This is a genomic window from Pseudomonas lini (assembly GCF_030812475.1).
Classification (GTDB): domain Bacteria; phylum Pseudomonadota; class Gammaproteobacteria; order Pseudomonadales; family Pseudomonadaceae; genus Aquipseudomonas; species Aquipseudomonas lini_A.
Genome location: NZ_JAUSSR010000018.1, coordinates 25,642 through 51,717, shown reverse-complemented (window position 1 = coordinate 51,717; position 26,076 = coordinate 25,642). Strand labels below are relative to the sequence as shown.

The 26,076-nt window shown below is 58.7% G+C and carries 27 protein-coding genes and 2 pseudogenes; 20 read left to right on the top strand and 9 right to left on the bottom strand.

The features are described 5' to 3' along the window. Positions 1–21: 21 nt before the first annotated feature. Positions 22–144, bottom strand: a pseudogene (locus J2W17_RS27605) (GNAT family N-acetyltransferase); the annotation flags it as partial. A gap of 497 nt (positions 145–641) precedes the next feature. On the opposite strand from J2W17_RS27605, the gene J2W17_RS27600 reads away from it, so the two are divergent. Beyond that, positions 642–1,619 (top strand): LysR family transcriptional regulator, encoded by a 978-nt coding sequence (locus J2W17_RS27600; RefSeq protein ID WP_307342307.1) that lies wholly within the window; start codon positions 642–644, stop codon positions 1,617–1,619. Between the two features lie 18 nt (positions 1,620–1,637). On the opposite strand, the gene J2W17_RS27595 is transcribed toward J2W17_RS27600, so the two are convergent. Beyond that, positions 1,638–2,099 (bottom strand): Rid family hydrolase, encoded by a 462-nt coding sequence (locus tag J2W17_RS27595; protein WP_307342304.1) that lies wholly within the window; start codon positions 2,097–2,099, stop codon positions 1,638–1,640. Between the two features lie 275 nt (positions 2,100–2,374). On the opposite strand from J2W17_RS27595, the gene J2W17_RS27590 reads away from it, so the two are divergent. From J2W17_RS27590 to J2W17_RS27570, 5 genes are all read left to right on the top strand, one after another. Continuing rightward, a complete protein-coding gene (locus J2W17_RS27590; RefSeq protein WP_307342300.1) occupies positions 2,375–3,061 on the top strand; it encodes a hydrolase in 687 nt (228 codons plus the stop codon). A gap of 66 nt (positions 3,062–3,127) precedes the next feature. After that, positions 3,128–3,700, top strand: a complete 573-nt coding sequence (locus J2W17_RS27585) for an antibiotic biosynthesis monooxygenase (RefSeq protein ID WP_307342297.1) — start codon at positions 3,128–3,130, stop codon at positions 3,698–3,700. 128 nt (positions 3,701–3,828) lie between these two features. Next, positions 3,829–5,670 carry an amidohydrolase gene (locus tag J2W17_RS27580; RefSeq protein WP_307342295.1) on the top strand — a complete coding sequence of 614 codons (1,842 nt, stop codon included), beginning with the start codon at positions 3,829–3,831 and terminating at the stop codon, positions 5,668–5,670. Between the two features lie 102 nt (positions 5,671–5,772). After that, positions 5,773–7,380 (top strand): MFS transporter, encoded by a 1,608-nt coding sequence (locus J2W17_RS27575; RefSeq protein ID WP_307342292.1) that lies wholly within the window; start codon positions 5,773–5,775, stop codon positions 7,378–7,380. A gap of 183 nt (positions 7,381–7,563) precedes the next feature. After that, positions 7,564–7,803 carry a hypothetical protein gene (locus tag J2W17_RS27570; protein ID WP_307342289.1) on the top strand — a complete coding sequence of 80 codons (240 nt, stop codon included), beginning with the start codon at positions 7,564–7,566 and terminating at the stop codon, positions 7,801–7,803. A 40-nt stretch (positions 7,804–7,843) separates the two neighbouring features. On the opposite strand, the gene J2W17_RS27565 is transcribed toward J2W17_RS27570, so the two are convergent. The 3 genes from J2W17_RS27565 to J2W17_RS27555 all read right to left on the bottom strand — a co-directional run bounded on the left by J2W17_RS27565 (position 7,844) and on the right by J2W17_RS27555 (position 10,045). Further along, complete coding sequence (locus J2W17_RS27565) at positions 7,844–9,055, bottom strand: hypothetical protein (RefSeq protein ID WP_307342286.1); 1,212 nt, start codon at positions 9,053–9,055, stop codon at positions 7,844–7,846. Next, entirely contained in the window at positions 9,045–9,314 is a 270-nt protein-coding gene (locus tag J2W17_RS27560; RefSeq protein WP_307342283.1) for a hypothetical protein, read from the bottom strand. The genes J2W17_RS27565 and J2W17_RS27560 overlap by 11 nt, the downstream gene beginning before the upstream one ends. Before the next feature lie 101 nt (positions 9,315–9,415). Further along, a complete protein-coding gene (locus J2W17_RS27555) occupies positions 9,416–10,045 on the bottom strand; it encodes a hypothetical protein (RefSeq protein WP_307342279.1) in 630 nt (209 codons plus the stop codon). Between the two features lie 135 nt (positions 10,046–10,180). Between J2W17_RS27555 and J2W17_RS27550 the strand changes: the two are divergent. Continuing rightward, a pseudogene (locus J2W17_RS27550) lies at positions 10,181–10,505 on the top strand (class I SAM-dependent methyltransferase). A gap of 113 nt (positions 10,506–10,618) precedes the next feature. On the opposite strand, the gene J2W17_RS27545 reads toward J2W17_RS27550, so the two are convergent. Then, complete coding sequence (locus tag J2W17_RS27545; protein ID WP_307342276.1) at positions 10,619–11,521, bottom strand: LysR family transcriptional regulator; 903 nt, start codon at positions 11,519–11,521, stop codon at positions 10,619–10,621. 92 nt (positions 11,522–11,613) lie between these two features. Here J2W17_RS27545 and J2W17_RS27540 point away from each other — a divergent pair, with 92 nt between their 5' ends. The 3 genes from J2W17_RS27540 (at position 11,614) to J2W17_RS27530 (ending at position 14,141) form a co-directional block, all read left to right on the top strand. After that, complete coding sequence (locus J2W17_RS27540) at positions 11,614–12,621, top strand: aldo/keto reductase (RefSeq protein WP_307342273.1); 1,008 nt, start codon at positions 11,614–11,616, stop codon at positions 12,619–12,621. 52 nt (positions 12,622–12,673) lie between these two features. Beyond that, positions 12,674–13,228, top strand: coding sequence for a YdeI/OmpD-associated family protein (locus tag J2W17_RS27535; RefSeq protein ID WP_307342270.1), 555 nt, complete (start codon positions 12,674–12,676; stop codon positions 13,226–13,228). A gap of 196 nt (positions 13,229–13,424) precedes the next feature. Then, a complete protein-coding gene (locus J2W17_RS27530) occupies positions 13,425–14,141 on the top strand; it encodes a class I SAM-dependent methyltransferase (RefSeq protein ID WP_307342267.1) in 717 nt (238 codons plus the stop codon). Positions 14,142–14,264: 123 nt separating this feature from the next. Here the strand turns inward: J2W17_RS27530 and J2W17_RS27525 are convergent, their stop codons facing one another. Genes J2W17_RS27525 through J2W17_RS27515 form a run of 3 tightly spaced genes read right to left on the bottom strand, consistent with a single transcriptional unit; the run spans position 14,265 to position 16,420 of the window. Beyond that, positions 14,265–15,248, bottom strand: coding sequence for a saccharopine dehydrogenase family protein (locus J2W17_RS27525; protein WP_307342264.1), 984 nt, complete (start codon positions 15,246–15,248; stop codon positions 14,265–14,267). Beyond that, positions 15,245–15,646, bottom strand: a complete 402-nt coding sequence (locus J2W17_RS27520) for a VOC family protein (protein ID WP_307342261.1) — start codon at positions 15,644–15,646, stop codon at positions 15,245–15,247. The genes J2W17_RS27525 and J2W17_RS27520 overlap by 4 nt, the downstream gene beginning before the upstream one ends. Positions 15,647–15,676: 30 nt before the next feature. After that, the gene (locus J2W17_RS27515; protein WP_307342258.1) at positions 15,677–16,420 is read right to left on the bottom strand and encodes an SDR family NAD(P)-dependent oxidoreductase; all 744 of its coding nucleotides are present in this window, start codon (positions 16,418–16,420) and stop codon (positions 15,677–15,679) included. A 137-nt stretch (positions 16,421–16,557) separates the two neighbouring features. On the opposite strand from J2W17_RS27515, the gene J2W17_RS27510 reads away from it, so the two are divergent. The 10 genes from J2W17_RS27510 to J2W17_RS27465 all read left to right on the top strand — a co-directional run bounded on the left by J2W17_RS27510 (position 16,558) and on the right by J2W17_RS27465 (position 26,075). Next, positions 16,558–17,472 (top strand): AraC family transcriptional regulator, encoded by a 915-nt coding sequence (locus tag J2W17_RS27510; RefSeq protein WP_307342253.1) that lies wholly within the window; start codon positions 16,558–16,560, stop codon positions 17,470–17,472. A 380-nt stretch (positions 17,473–17,852) separates the two neighbouring features. Beyond that, complete coding sequence (locus tag J2W17_RS27505; protein ID WP_154855565.1) at positions 17,853–18,704, top strand: ABC transporter ATP-binding protein; 852 nt, start codon at positions 17,853–17,855, stop codon at positions 18,702–18,704. Between the two features lie 39 nt (positions 18,705–18,743). Next, positions 18,744–19,745, top strand: a complete 1,002-nt coding sequence (locus J2W17_RS27500; protein ID WP_307342250.1) for an ABC transporter substrate-binding protein — start codon at positions 18,744–18,746, stop codon at positions 19,743–19,745. Between the two features lie 28 nt (positions 19,746–19,773). Continuing rightward, the gene (locus tag J2W17_RS27495) at positions 19,774–20,550 is read left to right on the top strand and encodes an ABC transporter permease (protein WP_307342247.1); all 777 of its coding nucleotides are present in this window, start codon (positions 19,774–19,776) and stop codon (positions 20,548–20,550) included. Next, positions 20,547–21,314, top strand: a complete 768-nt coding sequence (locus J2W17_RS27490) for an SDR family oxidoreductase (protein WP_307342244.1) — start codon at positions 20,547–20,549, stop codon at positions 21,312–21,314. Before J2W17_RS27495 ends, J2W17_RS27490 begins: the two co-directional genes overlap by 4 nt. 13 nt (positions 21,315–21,327) lie before the next feature. Next, on the top strand, positions 21,328–21,879 hold the full coding sequence (locus J2W17_RS27485) for a cupin domain-containing protein (RefSeq protein ID WP_307342241.1): 552 nt from the start codon (positions 21,328–21,330) through the stop codon (positions 21,877–21,879). 4 nt (positions 21,880–21,883) lie between these two features. Continuing rightward, the gene (locus tag J2W17_RS27480) at positions 21,884–22,768 is read left to right on the top strand and encodes an alpha/beta fold hydrolase (protein WP_307342238.1); all 885 of its coding nucleotides are present in this window, start codon (positions 21,884–21,886) and stop codon (positions 22,766–22,768) included. Further along, entirely contained in the window at positions 22,765–23,601 is an 837-nt protein-coding gene (locus J2W17_RS27475; protein WP_082930373.1) for an IclR family transcriptional regulator, read from the top strand. Before J2W17_RS27480 ends, J2W17_RS27475 begins: the two co-directional genes overlap by 4 nt. Before the next feature lies 1 nt (position 23,602). After that, the gene (locus J2W17_RS27470) at positions 23,603–24,400 is read left to right on the top strand and encodes an SDR family oxidoreductase (RefSeq protein ID WP_307342234.1); all 798 of its coding nucleotides are present in this window, start codon (positions 23,603–23,605) and stop codon (positions 24,398–24,400) included. Further along, positions 24,393–26,075 carry a thiamine pyrophosphate-binding protein gene (locus J2W17_RS27465; protein ID WP_307342230.1) on the top strand — a complete coding sequence of 561 codons (1,683 nt, stop codon included), beginning with the start codon at positions 24,393–24,395 and terminating at the stop codon, positions 26,073–26,075. The genes J2W17_RS27470 and J2W17_RS27465 overlap by 8 nt, the downstream gene beginning before the upstream one ends. Position 26,076 lies beyond the last annotated feature (1 nt).

Sequence of the window (26,076 nt, the reverse complement as noted above, 5' to 3'; positions counted from 1 at the left end):
ATTGCCGCCCATGCGTTTATCTCAGCTATCTGCCAGGCGGTATAGTGCCTGGGCATAGGACGCCGTTAACCCGGCACGTTGCAGATTTCGGCGAGTTTGGGAGTTGGCCAGCGCGGTCGCAGCGACCGGGTGGCAGCCATGCTTCTCAGTAGCCGGCTCTGCTTCGCTGTCTGCTTCAGGTACTTGGGCATCGAGGTCGATGATGCTTTGGAAATGGCAGGGCATACAGAAGCCTGACCATCCACTGCGACGGTCTGCGCCAGACCGTCGCTATCCGACCCCATAGCTGCCGGTGGCGAAAGGCAGAAATCGGCCGATTCTGTTGAAAAAGTCGACCTTGGTTTCCACGGCAGCAAAGGACGTGTCTGAGATTGAAATTCTTGCTTTTGGCAGAGGCTTCCAGGCTCAGATTTCACGTAGCAGCGTGCAAAAATGACGTTTTCACCGGTCAATATCCGGGTAGTTTGAGCGGACCGACTTTTTCAACACAATCGGCCAAAAGCGGACGGTCAGTGAGACCGCTAGATTCAGATAGCCAAAGACCGCAGCCAAACTCTCGTCCGTCCCCTTGTAGGCATTGCCTTGGTTCTCCTTTAGCGTTTTCGTATGATGACTGAACACGATATTAGGAATGTCTTGGTTTGAAATCGTTATCGAATAATGCTTCGCCAAGCCAGGGCTTACCTAGCGGCGCCAAATGGGATGTCAGCGATGCTGTAAACCAGCTTTCCTGGGATGACTTGCGCATCATCAAAACGCTTAGCGAATGTGGCAATCGTGCCGACACTGCCAAGAGGCTAGGGGTCAACGTTTCCACCGTCTCGCGTCGTGTCTCTCAGGTTGAGAAAACGCTTGGAGTCGCTCTGTTCGATCATCGCCGCTCTGGATACATGCTCACTGCCGAAGGCGCGGAGTTGCGGGCGCTCGCTGAGCGAGTGGAACTTGATATTGTCAGCGTCGCTCGGCGCGTATCGCGCGCGGGTCAGGGGCCTCTCGGAAAACTTAGAATTACCACCAGCGACTCCCTGCTGCTCTACTTCCTCACCCCGATCATTGCTGATTTCAAGACAGTTAACGAAGGGATAGCAATTGAGGTGCTCGTGGGTAACCAGACGCTGAGTCTGGCCCGAGATGAATCTGACATTGCGGTGAGAGCAACCAATAAACCATCTGAGAGTCTGGTGGGGCGTAAACTTGCGACAATCGCCTGGGCACCATATGGAAGTGTAAAAAACGCACCTGCGTCTACGCCGTTCGTTGACGGTGAAGAGTGGGTGTCCTACTCCGGCGCTCTTTGCGGGTTGAAGGCAGCTAGCTACCTCGAATGCCGAGTGGATGCGAACTGTATTTCGTACCGTACCGATTCAGTCGCTGCGGCAAGTGCTGCAATCGTGGCGGGGCTTGGTTTCGGATTTCTTCCCTGCATGCTCGGGGACATCACGCCTGGCTTGGTCCGTGTCGGCCCGGTTGTTCCAGAGCTTAGTGATGATCTTTGGCTACTCACCCACCAGGACATACGAAAGTCGTGGCGAGTCAAAGCGTTCATGACGTTTTGCGCAGCGGCAGTAGCTAATCAAAAGCCCCTCATCGAGGGGCATCTCGATCTCCCGGTTATTTAGTTAAACCGGTATTTATGCTTAGTCGGCTCCCGCGCCGATTACCGCCTTGCATGCGATCTCGATCAGCTGCGGGCGCTGCGCCAATCTCGACACACCAATAATGTTGCTGGCGCATTGGGGGCGTTCGGTGCCGTAGGCGGCCTTACGCACCTTGCCAACTACGGCAAATGCCGCATCCATATCCAATACGAACAGCGTCTCTTCAACGACATCCTCAAGCGTCGCACCGTAGAGCGCGAGCAGTTTGGCGATGTTGTCGTAAGAGGTGCGCATCTGCTCTCCCATCGCGGAGAAATCGCTGGGTTTACCTTCACTATCCAGTGGCGCAGGGGCTACCAGATTGCCGTCTTCATCGTGATTAAATTGGCCAGACACATAGATCTCATTACCTACCTGTCTCGCTTGCGGGTAGCCGTAGGCTTCCTCCCAGGAAACACCCCAATAAGCGGTTTTTTGACCATTTGGACGAGTAGCTGACATTTGCATTCTCCTAGCGATTTCTGGATCGCGTTGATAACTGCGATCTGAGTTGTGGGAGGCAAATGCTAACAGCGCAAAGACAGTCTCGCCGGCGCATTAATGCACCTTCAGGAGCGCATTAATGCGAGCGCAATTTTCCTGTCGTTCAGCTAACTTGGATTCGACTTCGGGCCGTAGCCGCTCTAGATGGTGCCATCCCCTTATCGTGATAACGAGAAAGGTGTGGCCGTCCGGATCAATTCGCAGACCATTACTCAACTGACAGGTAAACAAATATGAACAATGCAAAACTCGAAGTTCTGACCCCTCAAAACAGCCAGCTGATTTTTATCGACCAGCAGCCTCAAATGGCCTTCGGCGTACAGAGCATCGACCGCCAGACTCTGAAGAACAACACAGTGGGCCTGGCCAAAGCCGCCAAGATCTTTAATGTGCCTACCACCATCACTTCGGTAGAGACCGAAAGCTTCTCCGGCCACACCTATCCCGAACTCCTCGCCGTATTCCCCGACGCCCCTCTTCTTGAGCGCACCTCGATGAACTCCTGGGATGACCAGAAGGTTCGTGATGCTTTGAAGAAGAATGGCCGCAACAAGATCATCGTCTCCGGGTTGTGGACTGAGGTGTGCAACACCACCTTTGCACTCTCCGCCATGCACGATGCCGGTTACGAGATTTACATGGTTGCTGACGCTTCCGGCGGCACCACCAAAGATGCCCACGACTATGCGATGCAGCGCATGATCCAGGCAGGAGTGATTCCAGTCACCTGGCAGCAGGTTTTGTTGGAGTGGCAGCGTGACTGGAAGAACCGCGAGACCTACGACGCCGTCATGGACTTGGTCAAGGAACACTCCGGTGCATACGGTATGGGCGTCGACTACGCCTATACCATGGTCCACAAGGCTCCTGAGCGCGTAGAGCACGGCCCAACCCTGGCGCCCATCGCAGCACCTATCTGAGCCAATGCCAGCCCCCCACTGGGTGGGGGCTGTTCCCTAACTCGTTTAAGATGCGGAGACTGCGAAATGAATCAGACGCAAGCCGATACCGTCACGCTAGTGGTGCGCCACCAAGTACATCGTCGACACGAGCAACACTATGAGACTTGGTTGCACCGGGCCATCGACACGGCCGGGCAAAGCCAAGGCCACTTGGCTGTAGACGTAGCGCGCGAGAGTCAGGCCAACTTCGTCAATTTCACCTGCATACTGCGTTTCGACCAGCTTCAGCACATGCAGGCTTGGCTGCACTCGGACGTACGAAAGCAGCTGGTCGCAGAAGTGCAGCCATTGCTGAGCGCCGGCGACAATACCGAGATCCTGTTGGGCAAGGACTTCTGGTTCATGCCTGACAATGCCCAGCAACCACCTGCGCTTTGGAAGCAAGCCGTCATCAGCTTTCTTGTAATCCTGCCGCTGAGTTTGCTGATTCCCCAGCTGTGGCTGCCGCTGTTCCGCCTAGCGCCACCGCTCTCCAGCTACCTGATGAGCAACGTGTTGATCACCCTGAGCATCGTCTTACTGGTGGTTTATGTGTGCATGCCCATGGCCACGCGCGTCTTTGCCGCTTGGCTGACGCCGAAAGACGCCCGGCCATGAGCCACGATTCAGATCGTCGCCGCGTTCTCGTTGCAGGTGGTGTGCTAGGTGCTATTGGAGCCGCCTGGTCAGCCCTGCCCATTGCCGCTTTGGCCGGTACTTCTTCTGCAAATTTCCAAGGAGGCGCCATGATCGCCGATCTCATCCTCTTCAACGGTCGCGTGCACACAGTCGATCCTGAGAAACCACAGGTCAGTGCCGTTGCTATCAAAGATGGTCGTTTCATCGTCGTAGGCAGTGATGCCGAAGCCATGGCGTTGCGTGGTAGCGCCACGAAGGTGGTGGACTTGCAGAAACGAACCGTCATCCCAGGGCTCAACGACTCGCACCTGCACCTGATTCGTGGTGGCCTGAATTACAACTTGGAATTACGTTGGGAAGGTGTTCCATCCTTGGCCGACGCACTGCGCATGCTCAAGATTCAAGCCGACCGCACACCGACACCGCAATGGGTGCGCGTGGTCGGTGGCTGGACCGAATTTCAGTTCGCCGAGAAACGGCTACCGACCATCGAGGAGCTGAATCAGGCGGCACCGGATACACCAGTATTCGTCCTTCACCTGTACGACCGAGCATTGCTCAATCGCGCCGCTCTACGTGCCGTCGGATACGACCGCAATACGCCCAATCCACCGGGTGGTGAAATCCAGCGCGATGCCAGTGGCAATCCCACCGGTATGCTTATTGCGCGGCCAAATGCCCTGATTCTCTATGCGACGCTAGCCAAAGGGCCGAAGCTGCCGCTGGAGTACCAAGTCAACTCCACCCGCCAATTCATGCGTGAACTCAACCGCCTGGGTGTGACCAGCGCTATCGACGCCGGTGGTGGCTATCAGAACTACCCGGACGATTATCAGGTGATCCAGGAGTTGGCCGACAAGGACCAGCTTACCGTTCGCATTGCTTACAACCTGTTCACTCAGAAGCCGAAGGAAGAGCTGACCGACTTCAAGAACTGGACTGGTAGCGTCAAGCTGCATCAGGGCGACGACTTTCTCCGTCATAACGGTGCTGGTGAGATGCTGGTGTTTTCTGCCGCCGACTTCGAAGACTTCCTCGAGCCTCGCCCGGATCTGGCTCCGAGCATGGAGGATGAGCTGGAGCCGGTGGTGCGCCATCTGGTCGAACAGCGCTGGCCGTTCCGTCTGCACGCCACCTATGACGAATCCATCTCCCGCATGCTCGATGTGTTCGAGAAAGTCGACCGCGACATCCCGTTTAACGGCCTGTCGTGGTTGTTCGACCACGCCGAGACCATTAGCCCGCGTAATATCGAGCGCGTTCGCGCCCTCGGTGGCGGCATCGCTATCCAGCACCGCATGGCCTTCCAAGGTGAATACTTTATCGACCGCTACGGTGCCAAGGCTGCCGAAGCTACGCCGCCTATCCAGCGCATGTTGGCTGAAGGTGTGCCAGTCGGTGCAGGCACCGACGCGACCCGCGTGGCCAGCTACAACCCATGGACCGCGTTGTACTGGCTGGTCAGCGGCAAAACTGTCGGTGGTACCACGCTCTACCCGCAGGGCCTGCCTCGCTCCACCGCCTTGCAACTGTTCACCCATGGCAGTGCCTGGTTCTCCAGCGAGCAGGGTAAAAAGGGTCAGATCAAGGTGGGCCAACTTGCTGACCTCGTGGCACTGACAGCGGACTTTTTCAGCGTCGAAGAAGAAGCGATTAAGTGGCTCGAATCGGTCCTCACGGTAGTGGGAGGCAAAGTGGTACATGCCACTCACGAATTCGACAAGCTATCGCCACCGACAGTACCAGTGATGCCAGACTGGTCGCCGGTAGCAATTGTGCCTGGACACTGGAGTCCCAGCTCTGTGCCGCTGGTCGCCAGCATCCACCAGTGCATCGGTTCTTGTGCCGTGCATCAACACCAGCATGATCGCGCTCGCCGCAGCAGCGTTCCGGTCAGCGATCACCAAGGCTTCTGGGGCGCCTTCGGGTGTTCTTGCTTCGCGTTCTGAGTTCGATCCTGCCGCCCAGCTTTGCTGGGCGTTCACCTTAAAGGCTTGGCATCAACTGCCTACACCTCATATTCGTACACCCGTTGAAAGGTCCGTCTTGACATGACTACCGCCAAGCAATCGCCCTGGGGCGCGCTCAATCACACAACCTTTCGTTGGCTATGGCTGGCCAGCATTGCCTCCAACATTGGCACTTGGATGCACGAGGTCGGTGCGGGCTGGCTGATGACCAACCTGTCGAGTAACCCCATGCATGTGGCATTGGTGCAGGTGGCAGGCTCTGCGCCAATGTTTCTGTTGGCGCTGCCGGCTGGTGCGATGGCCGATATCATCGACAAACGACGTTATCTACTCATCGTCCAAGTGTGGATGGCTGCTGTAGCGACGTTGTTGGCGACAATCACGCTGCTTGGCCTTACGACTGTCTGGTTGCTACTTGGCCTGACATTGGCGATGGGCGTCGGTACCGCACTGATGATGCCCGCTTGGTCGGCCCTTACGCCGGAACTGGTCAGCAAGCGTGAGCTGCCCTCCGCTATCGCCCTCTCCAGTTTGGGTATCAATGTCGCGCGTGCTCTGGGCCCTGCAATTGCGGGCGTCCTGGTCAGCCTTAGCGGGCCATGGGCAACTTTCGCTCTGAACGCGGTGTCGTTCTTTGCTGTGATGGCTGTACTGCTGACTTGGAAGCGCGAACGCGAAGTAGCCACCTTCCCAGCCGAGCGTTTGTTGGGTGCCATTCGCGCAGGCTGGCGCTATAGCCGCGCCTCCCGCCCATTACAGGCGGTGCTAGTACGTGCTGCGGCATTCTTTGTCGGAGCCAGTGCCGGTATGTCATTGCTGCCGTTGATTGTGCGTGGCGAGCTGAAAGGTAGTGCCAGCGACTTCGGCATGCTGCTGGGCAGCGTTGGTATTGGCGCGGTGCTCGGCGCCATGCTGCTGCCAAAACTGCGCGAGCGCATCAGCGCCAATAAGCTGGTAGTGCTTGCCAGCGTGCTATACGCACTGGTCTTGCTTGCGCTCGCCTGGGTGCGCGACTTCGTCGCCTTGCTACCAGTGATGCTCCTAAGCGGCGCAGCATGGATCAGTGTGCTGTCGAGCTTGCAGGTGTCGGCGCAAACTTCTGTACCCGACTGGGTACGGGCCCGCGCACTGTCGGTATACATCCTGGTGTTTTTCGGCAGCATGGCCACTGGAGGCGCACTCTGGGGTTATGTCGCCAGTCATGCTTCGATTCCAGTCGCTCTGATTGCCGCAGCCAGCTGCCTATTTTTCGGTCTGGTCCTGACACCAAGCTTCTCGCTGCCGATGACAGAGACGGAAGACCTTGCCCCCTCTCTGCACTGGCCGATGCCGATCCTCGCCGACGAAGCTGACTGCGAGCGGGGTCCGGTGATGATCACCCTGCAATACGACATAGCTCCTGAGAAAATAGCGGACTTCCGCATGGCTATGCTCGCGGTGGCACGCATGCGTAAGCGCAACGGTTCATTTTCCTGGGGGCTCGTACAGAACAGCGAAAACCCGCGACACTGGCAGGAGTTTTTCTTCGACGAATCCTGGTTGGGCCATTTGCGCCATCACGGCCGGGTAACCCGTGCTGAGCAGCGGATCGAAGTGGCTGCGCGGCGCTTCCAGACAGCTGAGGTGGCCATCCGGATCGAACATTACCTAATGCCCGCCAAGGGTCTGTCCCCACTGGCCTGTGATTGAGGAAATCGTCGAGCGAATATGGCCGATTGTTGTCCCTCACCACAGGCAGCAATTGGCCGATTTCTGCTTGATCGCGACCGTCAGCTATGGGTCGAATTTCGCCCGTCATGACTGGCAGAAAACCGGCCAGAAGCAGTCATTGGGATGTGTCTACGAAAACCAACAAGGAGACACGAGGATCAAATGGATTTTATCTTGGATGCGGTAGCTTATCGCATTGGCGTTTACGTGCCGGGCTTGCTGAGTGGCGGCTGTTTCAAAGGAGAAAGTGGTTTTGCCTGGGGTTGGGCAGTCGCTGTCGGCGGCTTGATACCGTTATCCCTATTCGCGGCTTTCGTAGCCTGGCTCATCTACACTCGTTGTAACGGCCTGCATTTGAAAACGCCCAAGCCTGCAATCAAGACGCTTTTCGACCAGGAATAACTGCGATTGTCAGGTGCTGCAAACCAGCATTAACTGCCCATCATCGGCACAGGTCGGATCGATCGGGTTGCACCGCATTGCGCAAATCAAAATCGGTTTCCTCGACTCCATTCTTTGTCAGCGATATCCAATGAATTGAAGAGGGATTTCGCATCAATCCGAGGCTCCCGATATAGGACCAAGTCAGTGGCGAGCGCTGCACAGCTTTCAGCTTGATTGAAGAGGGTGTGAGCTCCAGGTGCAGAAGGCGGTTGTCTTGCGAAGGCGTATAGGCGATATTCTCGCTGGCGACAACATCGGCTCCCCTCACAGTTGCCGGCATGCATTCCAACGTCGCGCTGACGTTGCCGTCGTTGTTGATCAAGTACGCAAACCCTTTACCGTTCACCGTTGTACCGGTCACGAGAAAACGATCGATCAATGGAATATATTTGGCTTTGTAGGTGTAGTAATTCAAGCCGGATCTCAGGATCTTATGGGCGGAGAGTTTCCCGGTCTCAGGATCGAGTACCGTTATCTTCAAATTTGCAGAGGTTTGATCAGGTACGAATTGTTGCCAGACCAGTAGCGCGCGATTGCTGGAACCAGCAATCATCGGCCACCATTCACGCCGCTTGGGTGCGACATCGTACGTACTGAGCAGGTGGCCGTGATTATCGAAGACCTTTGCATATACACCATTGCCGGTACCGAGATCATCGACACCGCCACCGTTCACCCAGTCCTTGGAATACAACACGACGAAATGCTTTCCTACCGCGGCAACATGGCCGGAATGTCCGCCGGTCGCAACGGCGCGCGGATACGGCGCGATCGGTCGCAGCTTCGCATCGTAAACGCCATAACGTTGATTGACTTCGTTCGTGGTATTCCAGCCGTCTTCAAACGAAAGCATGACATTGCCGTCAGTTGTTTGGGCGACCGACACGGGTTCTTGCGCTTCCGGCTTTTGGATGAATAGTGTGGGCGGACTGATCCGCGTATCATTGATTCCCCATTTCGAAAGGTAGATGTCGTGCGGCCAGTTGCCGTTTTCGTCCTCGCCTTTTGGTGGAATTCCGGAACTGCTAATGAAAATCAAAAAACGGCCGTCGGCCCCTTTGACCGCTTCGATGCCATGCATATAGGAGCGCAAATCTTCCTGGTCGTGCGGCCGTGCTTGCGCATTTGCCGCGCTTAAGCAGAGCGCACCAGCGCATAACGCGGCGCGTGCCAAAGAGTGAGCGAACCGCTGATGTGGGTTACTGTTCATGTGTGTGTTTTCCCATCCCAATATCCCCCACCAGCGCTACACCGTGAACCTTGTCGAGTGTCGCAATGCTGTGCGGTATCGACTTCTCGCCAGCCAATAAAATCCTCATGTGTTGTTCGCGCCGATCGTATATTTTCCATACATGCCGATCCAAGGTTTCCGGGGACTGAAGCCAAAAATCCAGGTTTTTGAGCAGCCGATAATTTTCAGATTTCGCATAGGCGCGCAAAAATTCAACTTTGACGAAGTTCTTACACACTCTAAGTCCAAAGCGGCCAATACGCGTCGTCGACAAGCGACCGCTAGATCTGCTGGCCTTGAGTGCTTTGGGTGTTATAGAAGGTCTGATAATGCCGCTGATTAAAATCGAGGCGGGCGAGTTGAGCCCGCGCCACGAGGCTCTGAGTCACGCAGCATTGCCCGTGCCGGATCGGGTATATCCGAGTTGATGCTTGAATGGTCGGCCTTTGCCTCCAGTCTGGAAGCCTTTTTTCTAACCTCGTTGATGTCGACGGGACTCAATGTGGTATAGGCGCTGCCGACGCGGAAGGTTGCGGGGATGCCTTCCTTATAAAACTCAAGACGTTTTACGGTGCCTACGGCGAACCATCCATCAGCGCGCAATGCCTTTTCCAGAGCCTCGCGCTCTTTTGGTTGAAATTCCAGGCGAATGGATCGATAAGTCAGTTTCTCCAGTGCCACACCCGCGATCTTGGGGCTTCCCATAGGATCCGCCTCGCTGGCAAAGTTGTCGGTGACATCCAGTGTTATTTCAGCGCTATTGGCCGTTGCGCCAAAAATGACCATCGGCTTGCTGCGTGTGCACGATAGGTAGTTTTGGAAATCAACACACGTTGTAAATCCTTGCGCTTTCCCCAGCGCCTGGGTACCGGGAACGGAGAGTCCCGACACCTGAACGGTTTTCAGTCGTTCAGCAGAATGGGCGCTACCTGCCACGAGTAGAAGAAAAATCGCGCCCAGCTTGTTCATATCATGGCTCCCGTCGATTATTGAGTTTGGAATGAGTCATGGATCGCCTGCCGATCTCTAGTGCTCTACTCGCTATACCGTGCTGGCAATTTCCTCACGTGGGATGTTAGCCGTTAAGTTACTTGAGGTTGTTACGTGACACATTTGTTCAGAATCTGCACTTACGGACGACAGTGCCGTATCGCACTAACCGGATATGACGCCTGCCACGACCTGACTGCATACATGCTGGCGGTACCGCACAGGAAATTATTGCTATGGCCAAACTTGAGCCGGATTGGCGCTTCACTGCCGTTGATCCATCTGAGCCGATGCTGGAGGCAGCGAAGCAGCAGTTAGAGGCAAACAATTTGCTTGAAAGGACGGCCAAAAACTTTTGCATGACGCCGGATTTGGAGACGCTACTCGTTTCTTCAGCAGCCTGTTCTGGAGTGCCTGGTTGACATGTAAAACGGGTTGAACCTGGAAGCGGGTGGCTGCGTCTGGCCGATTGCTATTCGACCCGAAGGGTTGCTTCCGACAGTGGATTCAATCCGGAGCATCATCGAGACTGCTGGTCGCGATGGTTCTGAATCAGGTTCGCAAGTCGCCCGCTCTGATGAATTCGATGAGGGCGTTCAAGGCCGGCGGCACATGGCGCCGGCTGGGGTAATAAAGAAAGAATCGGCTTGGCGGTGCTTTCCATTCCAGGAGTATTTCTCTGAGATGCCCGTTGCGGATTTCGTCGCGCGCCAACTCCTCGTAGACATAGGCAATACCAGCACCATCTTTCGCCGCCTGGATCATCAGCGCATCGTCTTCCAGAATGAGCGGGCCTGTGACGGATATCCGTATCGGTTGACCGCCTGCTTGATACTCCCAGGCGTAAAGTTTGCCGCTGGGAAAACGCCTGGCAATACACGCATGCTCGAGCAAGTCGCGGGGGGTGTGTGCGATCCCCTTTGCGTCCAGATAGGCATCTGAAGCAACGGTCACGAACGATTGAGGGGCGCCGACAGGAACTGCGATCATGTCGCCGGCCAGGCTTTCACCAAAGCGGACTCCAGCGTCAAATCCGCCGTTCACAATATCGGTCAACCCATCGTCGGTGATCAGGTCCAACTGAATACGTGGATACCTGGCCACGAAGGGCGCGAGCACTTGAGCAAACACGATACGAGCCGCCGGGCGCGCCACGTTGAGGCGGAGTTTGCCTGCGGGAACTTCCTGCATCGAGGTCAATTGCGCCAACACATCGGCAACCTGGTGCAGGGTCGGGACCAGCGTCGCCAATAGCTGTTGGCCGGCCTCGGTCGGGGTCACGCTACGCGTGGTTCGGTTCAGCAGCCTGATGCCCAGGCGTGCCTCCAACGCTCGCATCGCATGACTCAACGCGGAAGCCGAAACGCCACGTTCGTCGGCGGCCTTGCGAAAGCTGCGATGGCGAGCGACGGCGGCAAAGGCATCGAGTTCAGAGAGGTCGGGGTGATTACTCATGAATTTAGTTCAGCAGTTCAAACACGATTACCCATCTTATCGCCATCAGATCTCTCCCGGATACTTCTCACATCATTTGTGGAGAGGTCGCTATGCAAAAGAATCGTCTAGGATCATCGGATTTTCTGATTTCGCCTATTGGCCTGGGGACATGGGCAATCGCTGGCACAGGTTGGGAGTACAGTTGGGGAGCGCAGGATGACAATGACAGCCTGGGCGCACTTGAATATGCCGTCGAACGCGGCGTGAACTGGATTGATACCGCTGCGGTTTATGGCTTGGGCCATGCGGAGCAATTGGTGGGGCAATTGCTGCGTCGGGTGCCGGTCTCGCGGCGTCCTTTGGTGTTCACCAAAGGCAGCTTGGTCTGGGACCCGGTCACGAAGCAGATTTCGCACTCCCTGGCCCCCCAGTCCTTACTCGCCGAGATCGACGCAAGCTTGCGCAGGCTCCAAGTCGAGACTATCGATCTGTATCAGATCCACTGGCCTGCCTTTCCTGCCGACGCGAGCAGTGAAGGTCTTGAAATGGCGCTTTCGGCTTTGGCAGCCGCGCGCGCCCAAGGAAAAATCCGCGCTATCGGCGTATCGAATTTCGATGTCGCTCAACTCAAGCGGGCGCAGGCGGTGACAGAGATCGTTTCGCTCCAGCCGCCCTACTCCGCCTTGATGCGGGACATCGAGAACGATGTCCTGCCATTCTGTGAGCAGGCCAGGTTGGGTGTCCTTGCCTATTCCACACTTCAATCGGGGCTACTGTCCGGCAGCATGACGCGCGAACGCATCTCGCAACTGCCCGAAGACGATTGGCGCAAATCCCGAAGTGCTGACTTCCAGGAGCCCCGTTTGAGTGCGAACCTGGCATTGGTTGACGTCATGGCACGTATTGGGGAAAGGCATGGGGTGAGCGCTGCGGCGGTTGCCATCGCCTGGGTACTTCGCCAACCGGTAGTGACGGGTGCCATTGTCGGAGCCCGCCGTCCAGAACAAGTAGACGGGCTGATTGAAGCCTCGGTGTTGCGCCTTAGCGCCGTGGAAATCGACGAAATTCGACCGTTTCTGCCGACGGGCATGGGCACAAATGTTCCTGCCGCCGCCTGACACCCGGGGTGGCTTTGAACTGTAGTCAGGCGTATCAATTGGAGGCGCTGCAATGACAACAATCGAAGTGAAATGCCGATTCGAAGCAAAGCTTCTTCGTCCGGCAAAGCCTGGTAATGATAAGTCCTGGGCGTTCGTCGTACTGCCAAGAGACGCAAGTGAGCAGCTTCCGAGGCGAGGAAGGACGACAGTTGAAGGCACACTCAATGGGCACCCCTTCCAGGCAACTCTTGAGCCAGATGGTCAGTTGAGCCATTGGCTGCAGGTAAGCAGAGAGTTACTCGAAGCCGCAGGCTCGGTCGTTGGGGATATCGTTACGCTGGAGCTAACCCCTGTGAAGAAGGAACCCGAGCCTGATATCCCGGCAGATTTTAAGGAGGCACTGGCAGCCGCTCCTGAGGCTCATAAAGTCTGGAACAATACGACGACCCTCGCACGATTAGACTGGATACACTGGATTACTTCAGCCAAACAGCTCAAGACGCGCGCAAAACGAATCGATGATGCCTGCGATATGCTTGCATCCGGCAAGAAGAAGGTTTGCTGTTTCGACCCGTCCGGCTACTACAGCAAGGCTTTCCGTGCCCCCGAGGCGGAAAACTCATAAATGGAGCAGGTCTCAGGCGACTTCGATATCTACCTTCTCCAAATGCTCCCTTCGCAAGATGCTCGTATTCTTCTCGTGCTTTCTCGAACGCAAAGGCGAGCTCACTATTCCTCACAGGAATGCATTTTATAAAATTAATGAATTTTCATTATCTCATTAAGTGACATAACTTGTTTCAAGGACACGGAGAACCGCCTTGAAATCAACCCCTCTGAACACAGCTGAAAAATTTGATACGTCACGGGCCAACGAGTACGGACAGCAGAGCCGCATCGCATTGGCCGGGTATGACGCCTGCCAGGATCTTGCTGCGTGCATGCTGGCCGCAAGCCTCGGCCATGCACGCTCCGCGAACATACTGGTCGTTGGCGCTGGCGGCACGGCTCAGGAGATTATTGCGATGGCAGCGCTGGAGCCGACATGGCGCTTCACTGCCGTTGATCCATCCGAGCCGATGCTGGAGGCCGCGGCGCAGCAGCTGAAGGCAAACAATTTGCTCGAAAGAACAAGCCTGCATCTTGGCCACGTTGAAGATCTGGCAGCGGACGAGTCATACGACGCGGCCACCTTGATCGGAGTGCTCCATCATCTCGATGGGGATGTTGCGAAGCGACAGGTTTTACAATCCATTCGGGCTCATCTAAAGCCAGAGGCACCACTGATAGTCGCGGGCAATCACTATGCGTATGCCAGCCAACCGTTATTGCTTGCCGCCTGGGGGCAACGGTGGCGGCAGCATGGCGCCAGTCCGGACGAAGTGAAGGCCAAGTTAGGGAAAATTCTTCAGGGCGCTGACCCGCCACATTCCGAGGCAGCGGTTCAACAATTGATGCATGACGCCGGGTTCGGAGACGCTACTCGTTTCTTCAGTAGTCTGTTCTGGGGTGCCTGGCTAACGCGCAAGACCACTTAAAACGGAACGGGCCGATTGCTGTCCTTTGCGGCCAGCTGCTGCCACACGTTGGCGCCGCCTATTCGTTTAAGGGCGGATGCCCAGGCGCATAAGCATCAGTAGGCCCTGAACCATGAGACAGATCTAGTCCACGAAATCGGTGATTGTCGTACCCGCAATAGTCTCGGCGAATCCATCGCCAAACAAACGCGCAGGCGTTTCAAAACCTGGCCTGCGCTCGCCACCCAATACCCGTCGCGCGGCCTCAATGGCGGCAAGTGGCGTGTAGGAATAACCGTTGACGGTCTCGATCATCGACCGCGCAACATTACCGTCAGCCCCAGATACTTCAGCCACTGCACGAGCGCGATGAGCATCACGCTGCTGAGCGCTCGGACCCTCCGGTAGTTGTGATAGATCACCCTCGGGGAAGGCATCTTCAGAGATGTGTACATACATGGCGATGTTGGGGATACCCGTCGAATGCCAACCTGTGACGAGGTCACCGAAGGACAGTGGTACGCAGAGGACCGGGCCATCGCCAAAATCGAAGTGTCGCGGCTGCGCGTCCGGCGTCGAAACGAGCTGACCGTCGACTCTCGCCAACAGGCCGGCGCCCATGATTTCAGCGACGCTCATTGCGGAACCCCGCGACATGGAGCCAGGGACCTGAAGTGCAACGTTCAGCGAGTGCGGTTGCAGTACGCGCCGCGCAACATGCACGGCCAGGCAGTCCGTCGGTACGACGTCCCAGCCTACTCCGGGCATCAACATGACGTTCGCCTTTGCGGCCTGAGCATCCAAGCCTTCCGCGAGGCGATAAATATTGATCTCGGCCGTGATGTCCAGATAGTTGACCCCGGTTTTGATGCATGCGCGCATCAGCGCTTGCGCCGTTTGCGCGAAAGGCCCCGCAAAGTTCAACAGCGTGTCGATACCGTCCAGATATCGCTCTGGTCGGTCATCGGGCGTGAATACTCGGTAAGGAACGTCCAGAAGCGTAGCAAGGGATTGCAACCGCTGGGCATTGCGCCCGGCAATCTCGACATTCAGCCCCAACATTTTGGCTCGTTCTGCCGCCATGCGGCCGGTATAGCCTGTAGCACCGTAAATCAGCAGGGTATTCATTGCGCGTGCTGCCAATTCTTGTAAACAAATTCAAGACTGTAACCGTCAGGGTCAAGGACGTTGGCGGCGTAATAATTTGGGTCGTAATACAGGCGTGCACCAGGGGCACCCTTGTCGATAGCACCAGCCGCCATGGCGGCGGCGTAGGCAGCGTCTACCTCAGCCTTGCTGCTCGCCACGAAGCCAACGTGCACAGCTCGTCCCTCTACAACGCCCTCGCGCAACCAGAAAAACATTCGGCCATCGGCCCCAAAGCCTTTGAGGTCGGGGTGACCCGCAGGGCCATCCTTGCCGTCATAATCGAGTCGCGCGGTAATCCCGAGCGGAGTGAGTGCTGCGTCGTAGAAATGAATGGAGCGCTCGATGTCGCTCACAGAAATAAAGATGTGATCCAGCATGGGATAGTCTCGCTTTTTTCAGTTACTGATTCAGATGCTGTAGCCGCCCGCTACTTCGATAGTCTGGGCATTGATCCAGCGTCCCTCCTCGCTAAGCAGCATGGCGATAACGCGACCGACATCCTGCGGCTCGCCCACCCTGCCAAGGGCTGTTTGCGAAGCAAGCAGCACCTCGAATTCGCTGTTCAGACCGCCGCCCAACTCAGTGCGGATCGCGCCAGGCGATACCGAATTCGCCCGTATGCGCCGATCACCAAATTCTTTAGCCATGTAACGGGTGAGCACGTCCAACCCACCCTTGAAGGCGGCGTAAGGCGCCACGCCCGCCGTCGCCACACGCGTGGTAGCACTGGTCAAATTGACGATGCTGGAGTCAGTCTCCATCAAAGGAAGCAACGCCTGGGTGAGGAAAAACGGACCTTTGAGATGCACGTTCAGCAGGCCATCAAACTGTGCCTCTGTGACCGACTCAAGTGGGTTGAACAGGCCATAGCCAGCGTTGTTGACCAAACCACTGAGGCTGGTCACGCCCCACGTTGCCTGTAATGTCAGCACTATCGAATCGCGAAACTTCTCGAAACTGCCGATATTGGCAACATCAAGTTCAAGCGCGGCGGCCTTGCCACCTGCCGCCTTGATACGACTCACAACTGAATCGGCGGCCTGAGGATTACTTTTATAAGTGAGGATGACCCCCATGCCTCGTTGCGCGCAGTGTTCGGCCGCGCTGGCACCGATGCCACGGCTGCCTCCGGTGATAAGGATAACGCTCATGGGGTGCTCCACTGTTGATCAGATGAGCTATTACGGTAACCATGATGCTGCGTAAACACGCAGCCGTTCCTACTCAAAACCTGCCTGTTTCTGCTTTTCGCTTGCACGGGGCTCCCTCCTGCGATCAGCATGCCCCCATGAACAATCAATTGACCGAGCTTCGGTCCTTGGCTTCCAAGGCCCAAAACCGCCGTACCGAAACGGGCATTCCACGCGTGGCCATGGTCCAGGGCAAAGTTCCTGAACACATGCTGGCCGCCGTCTACGATCCGATGATCAACCTGATCCTGCAAGGCAGCAAAACGATGACCGTCGGCGACCGCACATTGCGGTACGACCCGGCGACGTACTTCGTTATGTCCATCGAGTTGCCAGCGGTGGGAACCGTGCACCCGGCTTCCTCGGGGGAGCCCTATCTCGCAGTCAGCCTGACACTTGACCCGTTGGTACTGTCGACGCTGCTCGCCGACCTTCCCAAGCCCACCGGGCGTTACGATAACGATGCAGGATTTTCGGTAGCCGCCGTCACGCCCGAATTAATGGACGCCTGGGTACGTATGTTGCGATTGATGGACCGCCCCGAGGATATAGCGGCCCTCGCCCCCGCTTACGAACGGGAGATTCTGTACCGGGTTCTGCAAGGTCCACACGGCTGGATGCTGCGTGAGATTGCGGCTCCTGATACCGCAATGGCCCGAGTCAGTCTGGCCATTCAGTGGATTCGTCGAGATTTCGCCCAGTCCATTAGAGTCGACACGCTTGCCCAACAAGCGGCGATGAGCGTGTCCGCCTTCCACCGTCACTTCAAAGCCGTCACTACATTAAGCCCGTTGCAGTATCAAAAAAGGGTTCGACTGCTACAGGCTCGCACGCTCATGGTGGTCAATGCCCGGAGTGTCACGAGCGCTGCCTTCGAGGTCGGCTATGAAAGCGCGACTCAGTTCAGCCGTGATTACGCGCGGGTATTTGGCCTGCCTCCTGCACGAGACGCCGCAAGAATCCTGTTGGAGAAAGTCCCCCCAGCCGCAGAGCATGGTGCCGCACGTAGTTGATTGAAGCCAAATCTGTGAGCGTCACCCCACCCAAGGCCTGGCCGGCTGTCGCTCAAGTCGACGACGGCCAGCGTTACCTCCGAGCGTTGCGTCCCCACCTTCGTTTCATACACGAAACAATTTCGCTTTTTCCAGACATTCGACGTTACCTAATAAGGCACTGCGCACTCGCATTTTTCCTCGCGTCGCACAGTCGATGGGCAATTTCGTGCCAAATAAGAAACCACGTTTCACATATGAAACGTTAGAAATAAACTGAATTCTTCTTAAACATCTAATAACAAAGGAGTTTTTTACAAAAAACAAAATTTTAACAGCTCTGGCATTGTTCATGCACTAAACGGCGTATCACATATAAAACAGACCAGAGACCCTTCCCAATGGCTGTGAACGAGATGTACGCCGTCGCCCCGCAATGGAATAAACCCGCTCCCAAGGACAATCCGGAGCCCACCGAAATTGAATTCCGCAATGTCGGCAAATGCTTTCCGGCCAAGGGAAAGTCCGAAGCGCCGTTCGCCATTCGCGAGGTGAATTTCAAAATCCGTCGCGGTGAAGTGGTGTCGATCATCGGCCCGTCCGGTTGCGGCAAGAGCACCATCCTCAATATGGGATCCGGGCTGTATCGCCCCACCGAAGGCGAAGTCTTCGTCGGCGGTGAAGCCGTCACCGGGCCGGTCCGCCAGGTCGCGTTCATGCTGCAAAAAGATCTGCTGATGCCGTGGCGCAGTATTCGCCGCAACGTTGAACTGGGCCTGGAAATCCAGGGCGTGCCGGCCGCCAAGCGCCAGGCGGTGGCCAAAGATCTGCTCGATCGCTGCCACCTGCAAGGCTTTGCCGACCACTATCCCTTCCAGCTGTCGGGTGGCATGCGCCAGCGTGCCGCCCTGGCCCGGACCCTGGCCATCGATCCGCAGGTGCTGTTCCTCGACGAGCCGTTTTCGGCCCTGGATGCGCAGACCAAGATGATCCTGCAGCAGGACATGGCGCGGATGCTGTTCGATGAAAAGAAAACCGCCCTGTTCATCACCCACGACCTGATCGAAGCCATCGCCATGTCCGACCGCTTGCTGGTCATGAGCGCCCGCCCCGGCACCATCATCGAAGAAATCACAGTCGACCTGCCGTTTCGCGACAACCCGCTGGAGCGTCGCAAGCTGCCGGAGATCGGTCCGCTGGCCGGGCGCCTGATGGAACTGCTGAAAGTCGGCGAAGACACCGAACTGCATTGATCAACGCCCTTGTGGCCATCAACCTTTTCAGGAGTACTCATGCTCAAGTCTCTGTTTCAACGTTTCAGCCAGGCCAGCGCCGTTGCGCTCGGCCTGGGCCTGGCCTTTGCTGCCCAGGCGCAGTCGACCGACGTGACCTATTTGTTACCGGCACCGCCTAACCTGCCGGCGTTCGCGCCGTGGATCATCGCCCAGCAAAAGGGTTACTACGCCGCCCGGAACCTGAACATGAAGTTCATCGCGGCCAAGGGCGGTGTGGATGTCGCGAAGCAGATCGGGGCCGGTAACGCCATGCTCGGTGGCGCCCTCGGTGATACGCCGATTGTGGTGCGGGCCAATGGAATACCGGTACGCGCGGTCGCGGTGCTGGGTGCCGGCGGCGTGACGATGATTGCCACCAATGCCGACGCAAACATTAACTCGATCACCGATCTCAAGGGCAAGACAATGACGGTGATGTCTTACTCGGACACCACCTACTACGCCCTGCTTGCCTCCCTGCGTAAAGCCGGCCTGAGCAAAAACGATGTGAATATCCAGGCTGCCGGCCCGGCAGGTGTCTGGCAATTGTTCTCGGCGGACAAAGCCGAGGCCATGGCCGGCGTGCCGGATTGGGTGGTCAACGCCGAAGAAGCAGGGATGAAGATCAAGCTGATCCCGCAATCGCAGATTTTCGAAAGCATGGCCCAGTCGATCATCGCCTCCGACGACGCCATCAAGCATCACCCGGACATTGTTCGCGGCACGGTCCAGGCAACGCTGCAGGGCATGCGCGACATCATTGCGGACCCACGCGCTGCCGCCGTGACTTTCGCCAAGGCTGTCCCCGCCTATGCCGGCAAGGAAGATTCGCTGGAGAAAATCTTCAAGCTCTATGTCGAGCATGTCTATGCCAACCAGACCGTATTGGGCCGCATCGATCCGGCCCGACTGGAAGCGGTCCGCCAGTTCTATGTCAGCGAAGGCATCGTCACCCAGGAGCCGAAGCTCGACGACCTGTACACCAACCAGTTCATCGACACCCAAACCGCCGCGCAATGACGGTCAGTGACAACAAGGTAACGACACGATGAAAAACCTCAATAACTCCATGCTCGGCAGCGTCGCCCTGCTGGTCCTGTTCCTGGTGCTCTGGCAATGGGGCCCGGGACTGCTCGGCATGCCCGAGTTCGTCATGCCGCAACTGAGCCGCGTGGCCCAGGAAAGCGTGGTGATGTGGCAGACCGGCGGCCTGCTGCAGCACACCTTGATCACCGCGTTCGAGATCATCGTCGGCTTCGGCCTGGGCGCCCTGCTCGGCGTGGCGATCGGCGTGTCGCTGGGTCTCTCGCCCGCCGCTGAAGCCATGCTGTCGCCGTACATCCTGGCGCTGCAGATCGCGCCGAAAGTCGCCTTCGCACCGCTGTTCGTGATGTGGCTGGGCTACACCATCTACCCGAAGATCCTGATCGCCATCCTGATCGTGTTCTTCCCGGTGATGATCAACGTGCTGTCGGCGATCCGCACCGTGGACCCGGACATGATCAACCTCGTGCGGACCATGAACGCCAGCCGCTGGCAGATTTTCCGCCTGGTGGAATTTCCGTCGGCCATGGCCGCGTTGTTCTCCGGTCTGCGCATTGCCTCGACCCTGGCCGTGATCGGCGTCACCGTCGGTGAGCTGGTCGGCGGCAACCAGGGCCTGGGCTTCCTGCTGGTGGATGCCGAAGGCCAGGGCAATACCGCGGGCGTGTTTGTCGCCATCGTCATGCTGACCCTGATCGGTGTACTTGCTTACGGCGCGGTGGTCTGGGCCGAGAAACGCATCCTGCACTACATGCCCAAAGCCATGCTGAGTACTCAATGATGACGGCCCTCAATCGTTTGCTCGAAGGCCGTCGCGTGCTGGTCACCGGTGGCGCCCGCGGCCTGGGTTACGCCTTCGCCCAGGCCATCGGCCGCGCCGGTGCCCAGGTGGTGATCGCCGACATTCTCGCCGAGCGCGTCCAGCAGTCGGCCGCCGAACTGGTCGCTGAAGGCCTGACCGTTCATGGCGTGACCGTGGACCTGGCACAACCGGATTCGATCGATGCCTGCATCGCTGAAACCACTCGTTTGCTCGGGGGGCTGGACGGCCTGGTGAACAACGCGTCGATCACCAATTCCGGCGGCAAGACCTGCGAAGAGCTGAGCCTCGATACCTGGGACCAGGTGATGCAGGTCAATGTGCGCGGCACCTGGCTGATGACCAAGGCTTGCCTGCCGGCCCTGCGCGCCAGTGGCCATGGCGCCATCGTCAACCTGGCGTCCGACACCCCGCTGTGGGGCGCGCCGAACCTGTTGGCCTATGTCGCCAGCAAAGGCGCGATCATCGCCATGACCCGCAGCCTGGCCCGGGAACTGGGCGGCGACAACGTCACGGTCAATGCCATCGCGCCCGGCCTGGTGCTGGTCGAAGCCACCGCCTACGTGCCCGAAGCGCGTCACCGCTTGTACAACGACCAGCGGGCGATTCAGCGCCCACAACTTCCCGAAGACGTCAGCGGCGCCGTGCTGTTCGCGCTGTCCGACCTCGCCCGTTTCATCACTGGACAAACCCTGCCGGTCAACGGCGGGTTCGTCATGCCTTGATCAGGAGACTGACATGACCGATCTATCTGCACACTCATCTTCACAGCAAGCCACCCCGAAAAGCTGGGAACAACCCGCCGGCAGCGACCTTGCAAGCTGGATGCAAACCCGCATCGCCCGCTACGAGACGCGCAAGTACGACTGGAACGCCCTGAAATTCCAGGCCGACTACGACCCGAAATTCCGCCGCGCGCAAATGCGCTACATCGGCACCGGTGGCACCGGCGTCAGCACTGACATGAACACAATTCCGTCGGAGAACTTCACCTTCTCCACCATGGTGATTCCGGCCGGTCACGAAGGCCCGCCGCACCTGCACACCGACGTGGAAGAAGTGTTCTTCGTGCTGCGCGGCAAACTCAAGGTGGTGATCGAAAAGGACGGTGAGCGTTTCGAAACCATCCTCACCGACCGCGACGTGATTTCCGTGCCGCCCGGCGTGTACCGCGAAGAGATCAACATCGGCGATGAAGACGCGCTGATGTGCGTGATGCTCGGCGCGAAAAAACCCGTCACCCCGACCTACCCGCCAGAACATCCCCTGGCCTCGATCAAGCGCGGATAAACCCATGTTGCACGCCATCGACACGCTCGTACCCTCACTCACGGCCGACCTCCAGGCCCAGCTGGCCCTGCACTTTCCCCAGCGCACGCTGGAGCTTGCAGGCGCCCGCCAGGCCGTGCGCGAATGCGGGGCCGGGCCGGCCATCGTGTTGCTGCACGGGATCGGCTCGGGCTCGGCGTCGTGGCTGCAGGTGGCGCAGGAGCTGGGCCAGAGTGCCCGGGTGATTACCTGGGACGCGCCCGGCTATGGCGACTCCACGCCTTTGAGGGCGTTGGCTCCGGACGCTTCGGACTACGCCGAACGGCTGCTGCAGATGCTCGACGCCTTGGACATCCAGCGGTGTGTGCTGGTGGGGCACTCCCTGGGCGCGATCACCGCCACCGCCTTTGCCAGCGGCGTGCACCAACAGCGCATCAGCCGCCTGGTGTTGATCAGCCCGGCCCAGGGCTACGGCCATCCAGCGCGCGCTCTGCAGCGCCAGGAAGTGCGCAACAAACGCCTGCGTGCCCTGGATCAACTGGGCATCCAGGGCATGGCCGAGCAGCGCAGTGCCTACATGCTCTCGCCCAACGCCAGCCCCAAGGCGCACGCCTGGGTGCAATGGAACATGGCCCGGCTCAATCCCGAGGGCTATCGCCAGGCCATTGAGTTGTTGTGCGGCGATGACCTATTGCGCCACGCGCCGCTGTCGATGCCGTGCGAAGTGCATTGCGGTGAAGCCGATGGCATCACAGCGCCCGAAAGCTGCCTGACCCTGGCCAAGGCCCTGGGCGGCACGTTCAACCTTATCGCCGATGCCGGGCACGCCAGCCCCATCGAACAACCTTGTGTGGTGGCGGGCCGCCTGGCCTGTGCCATCAACGAATCCCTGACAGGTGCATCGCTATGAACGACTCAGATCTGCTGAAGGACGCTCAGGACAAATACATCGTGCCGGGTCTGGAGCGCGGCCTGCTGCTGCTCTGCGAGTTCAGCCGGCGCAACCGCACGCTGACCGCGCCGGAACTGGCCCGCCGCCTGGCATTGCCACGTTCGACGATTTTCCGCTTGCTGACGACCCTGGAAACCATGGGCTTCGTCACCCGCAGCGGCAATGAATATCGCCTGGGCATGTCGGTGCTGCGCCTGGGCTTCGAATACCTGGCCTCGCTGGAACTGACCGAGCTCGGCCAGCCGCTGCTGGCCCGCCTGTGCGACCGCCTCAACTACCCGAGCAACCTGGTGGTGCGCGACGGCCGCTCGATCGTGTACGTGGCCAAGGTCTCGCCGCCGTCGGTGTTCTCCAGCGCGGTGAATGTCGGCACCCGCCTGCCCGCCCACGCCACGGTCCTGGGGCGCATCCTGCTCGAAGACCTGTCGCTGGCCGAGCTGCGCGAGCTGTACCCGGAAGATCATCTGGAGCAGTTCTCGCCCTGCACGCCGAAGACCGTGATGGAGCTGTTCGACATGGTCCAAGCCGACCGTCAGCGCGGGTTTGTCAGCGGTGAAGGCTTCTTCGAGTCGGCCATTTCCACCGTCGCCGCACCGGTGCGCGATCAATCCGGGCAGATCGTCGCGGCCCTGGGCGTGACCATTCCGACCACGCAGATCGCCCACGTCAACTTCAACGAATTGCTCCTGCAGGTGCGCCGCAGCGCCGACGAGCTGTCGCGGTTGCTCGACTATAACAGCGCTGCCGGCCACGACGGCCAGCACCGCGTGACCGCCCTGATGAGGGATTGAGATGAGTTTCTATCAACTGCAAGACAGCACGGCCATCGTGACCGGCGGCTCCTCGGGGATTGGCCTGGCCTGTGTCGAGTTGCTGCTCGAAGCCGGCGCCGCCGTAGCCTTCTGCGGCCGCGATGAAGACCGCCTGCGCAGTGTCGAAGCCGCCTTGCGCCAACGCTTCCCCGAGGCGCGGTTGCTGGCCCGGGTGTGCAACGTGCTCGATGCCGACTCGGTCAATGCCTTTGCCGCCGCCAGCCTGGCCGCATTGGGGCCGGCCAGCGTGCTGATCAACAACGCCGGACAAGGTCGGGTATCGACCTTCGCCGACACCACTGACAGCGCCTGGACCGAAGAGCTGAACCTGAAATTCTTCTCTGTGATCAACCCGGTTCGTGCCTTCAAGGCGCAACTGCAAGGTGAACCGCACGCCGCCATCGTCTGCGTCAATTCGCTGTTGGCCAGCCAGCCGGAGCCGCACATGGTCGCCACCTCGGCCGCCCGTGCCGGGGTGATGAACCTGGTGCGCTCGATGGCTACCGAGTTCGCCGTCGATGGCATTCGGGTCAACGGCATCCTGATTGGCCTGGTCGAGTCCGGGCAATGGCGCCGACGTTTCGAAGCCCGCGAAGAGCGCGAGCTGGACTGGAGCCAATGGACCGCCCGCCTGGCTCAACAAAAACATATTCCCTTGGGGCGCCTGGGCCTGCCGATTGAAGCGGCCCGCGCGATCCTGTTCCTGGCCTCGCCTCTGTCGGCTTACACCACAGGCAGCCATATCGATGTTTCCGGAGGCCTGTCCCGCCATGCGTAATGAAAATACTGTCACCGTTGGCGCCGCCATCACCGCGTTTCTCGAGCAGTGCGACGTCAAGGCCGCGTTCGGCGTGATCTCGATCCACAACATGCCGATCCTCGATGCGTTCGCCGTGCGCGGCAATATCCGCTTCGTCATGGCCCGGGGTGAAGCCGGCGCCACCAACATGGCCGATGCCTATGCCCGCACCACCGGTGGCCTGGGCGTGTGCCTGACGTCCACCGGTACCGCGGCCGGTAACGCCGCCGGAGCTCTGGTCGAAGCACTGACCGCCGGCACGCCGTTGCTGCACATCACCGGCCAGATCGAAACGCCGTACCTGGATCAGGAATTCGCCTACATCCACGAAGCCCGCGATCAGCTGACCATGCTCAAGGCCGTGTCGAAGGCCGCGTTCCGGGTGCGCAGCGTCGAAACCGCGATCAGCACCCTGAAGCTGGCCGTGCAGACCGCACTGACCGCGCCGACCGGACCGGTGAGCGTGGAAATCCCGATCGACATCCAGTCGACCTTTATCCCGATGCCGACCGACCTGTCGCCGCTGCCGATACCGGTGGCCGTACCTGCGCCTGAAGCGCTGGACCTGGTCGCCGAGCGCCTGGCCAGTGCCACCCGTCCCCTGCTGTGGCTGGGCGGCGGCGCACGGCATGCCGGCCCGCAAGTAAAACGCCTGCTGGACATGGGCGTTGGCGTGATCACTTCGACTCAAGGTCGCGGGGTGGTCAACGAAGATGACGAACGCTGCCTCGGCGCGTTCTCGCAGAACAAATTGGTGGAGCAGTTCCTGCAAAGCTGCGATGCCTTGCTGATCGCCGGTTCCCGCCTGCGCAGCAACGAGACCTTCAAATACGCGCTGAAGTTGCCGCGCAACACCTTGCGCATCGACGCCAACCCGGCCATCGAAGGTCGCAGCTACAACAGCGAGCTGTTCATCTGCGGTGACGCGGCACTGGCCCTTGAAGGCCTGGCGGATCGCCTGGAAGGTCGCTTGCAGATCGACTCGACGTTCCTCGCCGAACTCAAGGCCGTTCGCGAAAAATCCCGCACACAACTGATCGCCGACCTCGGTCCCTACTCGGCCATGGTTGAACAGCTGCAAGCCCTCACCGGGCGCAATTTCTCCTGGGTACGCGACGTCACGCTGTCCAACAGCATCTGGGGCAACCGCCTGCTGACGTTGTACCACCCACGCGCCGGCGTGCATGCCCTCGGCGGTGGCATTGGCCAGGGCTTGTCGATGGGTATTGGCGCAGCAGTCGCGGCGGCGGAAACGGCGCCTGAGCGCAAGGTCTTCGCCCTGGCCGGTGACGGCGGTTTCATCCTCAACCTCGGCGAGCTGGCGACCCTGGTGCAAGAGAAGGCCAACGTGGTGATCCTGCTGATGAACGACCAGCGCTACGGCGTGATCCGCAACATTCAGGATGCGGTCTACGGCAGCCGTCACTGCTACGTCGACCTGCACACCCCGGATTATTCCAAGCTGGCCGAATCGCTGAACCTGCGCCACGGCCTGGTCACCGACCTGAAGGATCTCGGTCGCGTGGTCGACGGCGCATTGGCGCAACCCGGTCCGTTCCTGCTGGAAGTCGACATGCTCGCCGTCGGCAGCTTCGCCACCCAGTTCGCCGGCCCGCCCAACAGCGAAACCAAAGCGCAGAAAGCCACGGCTTGAG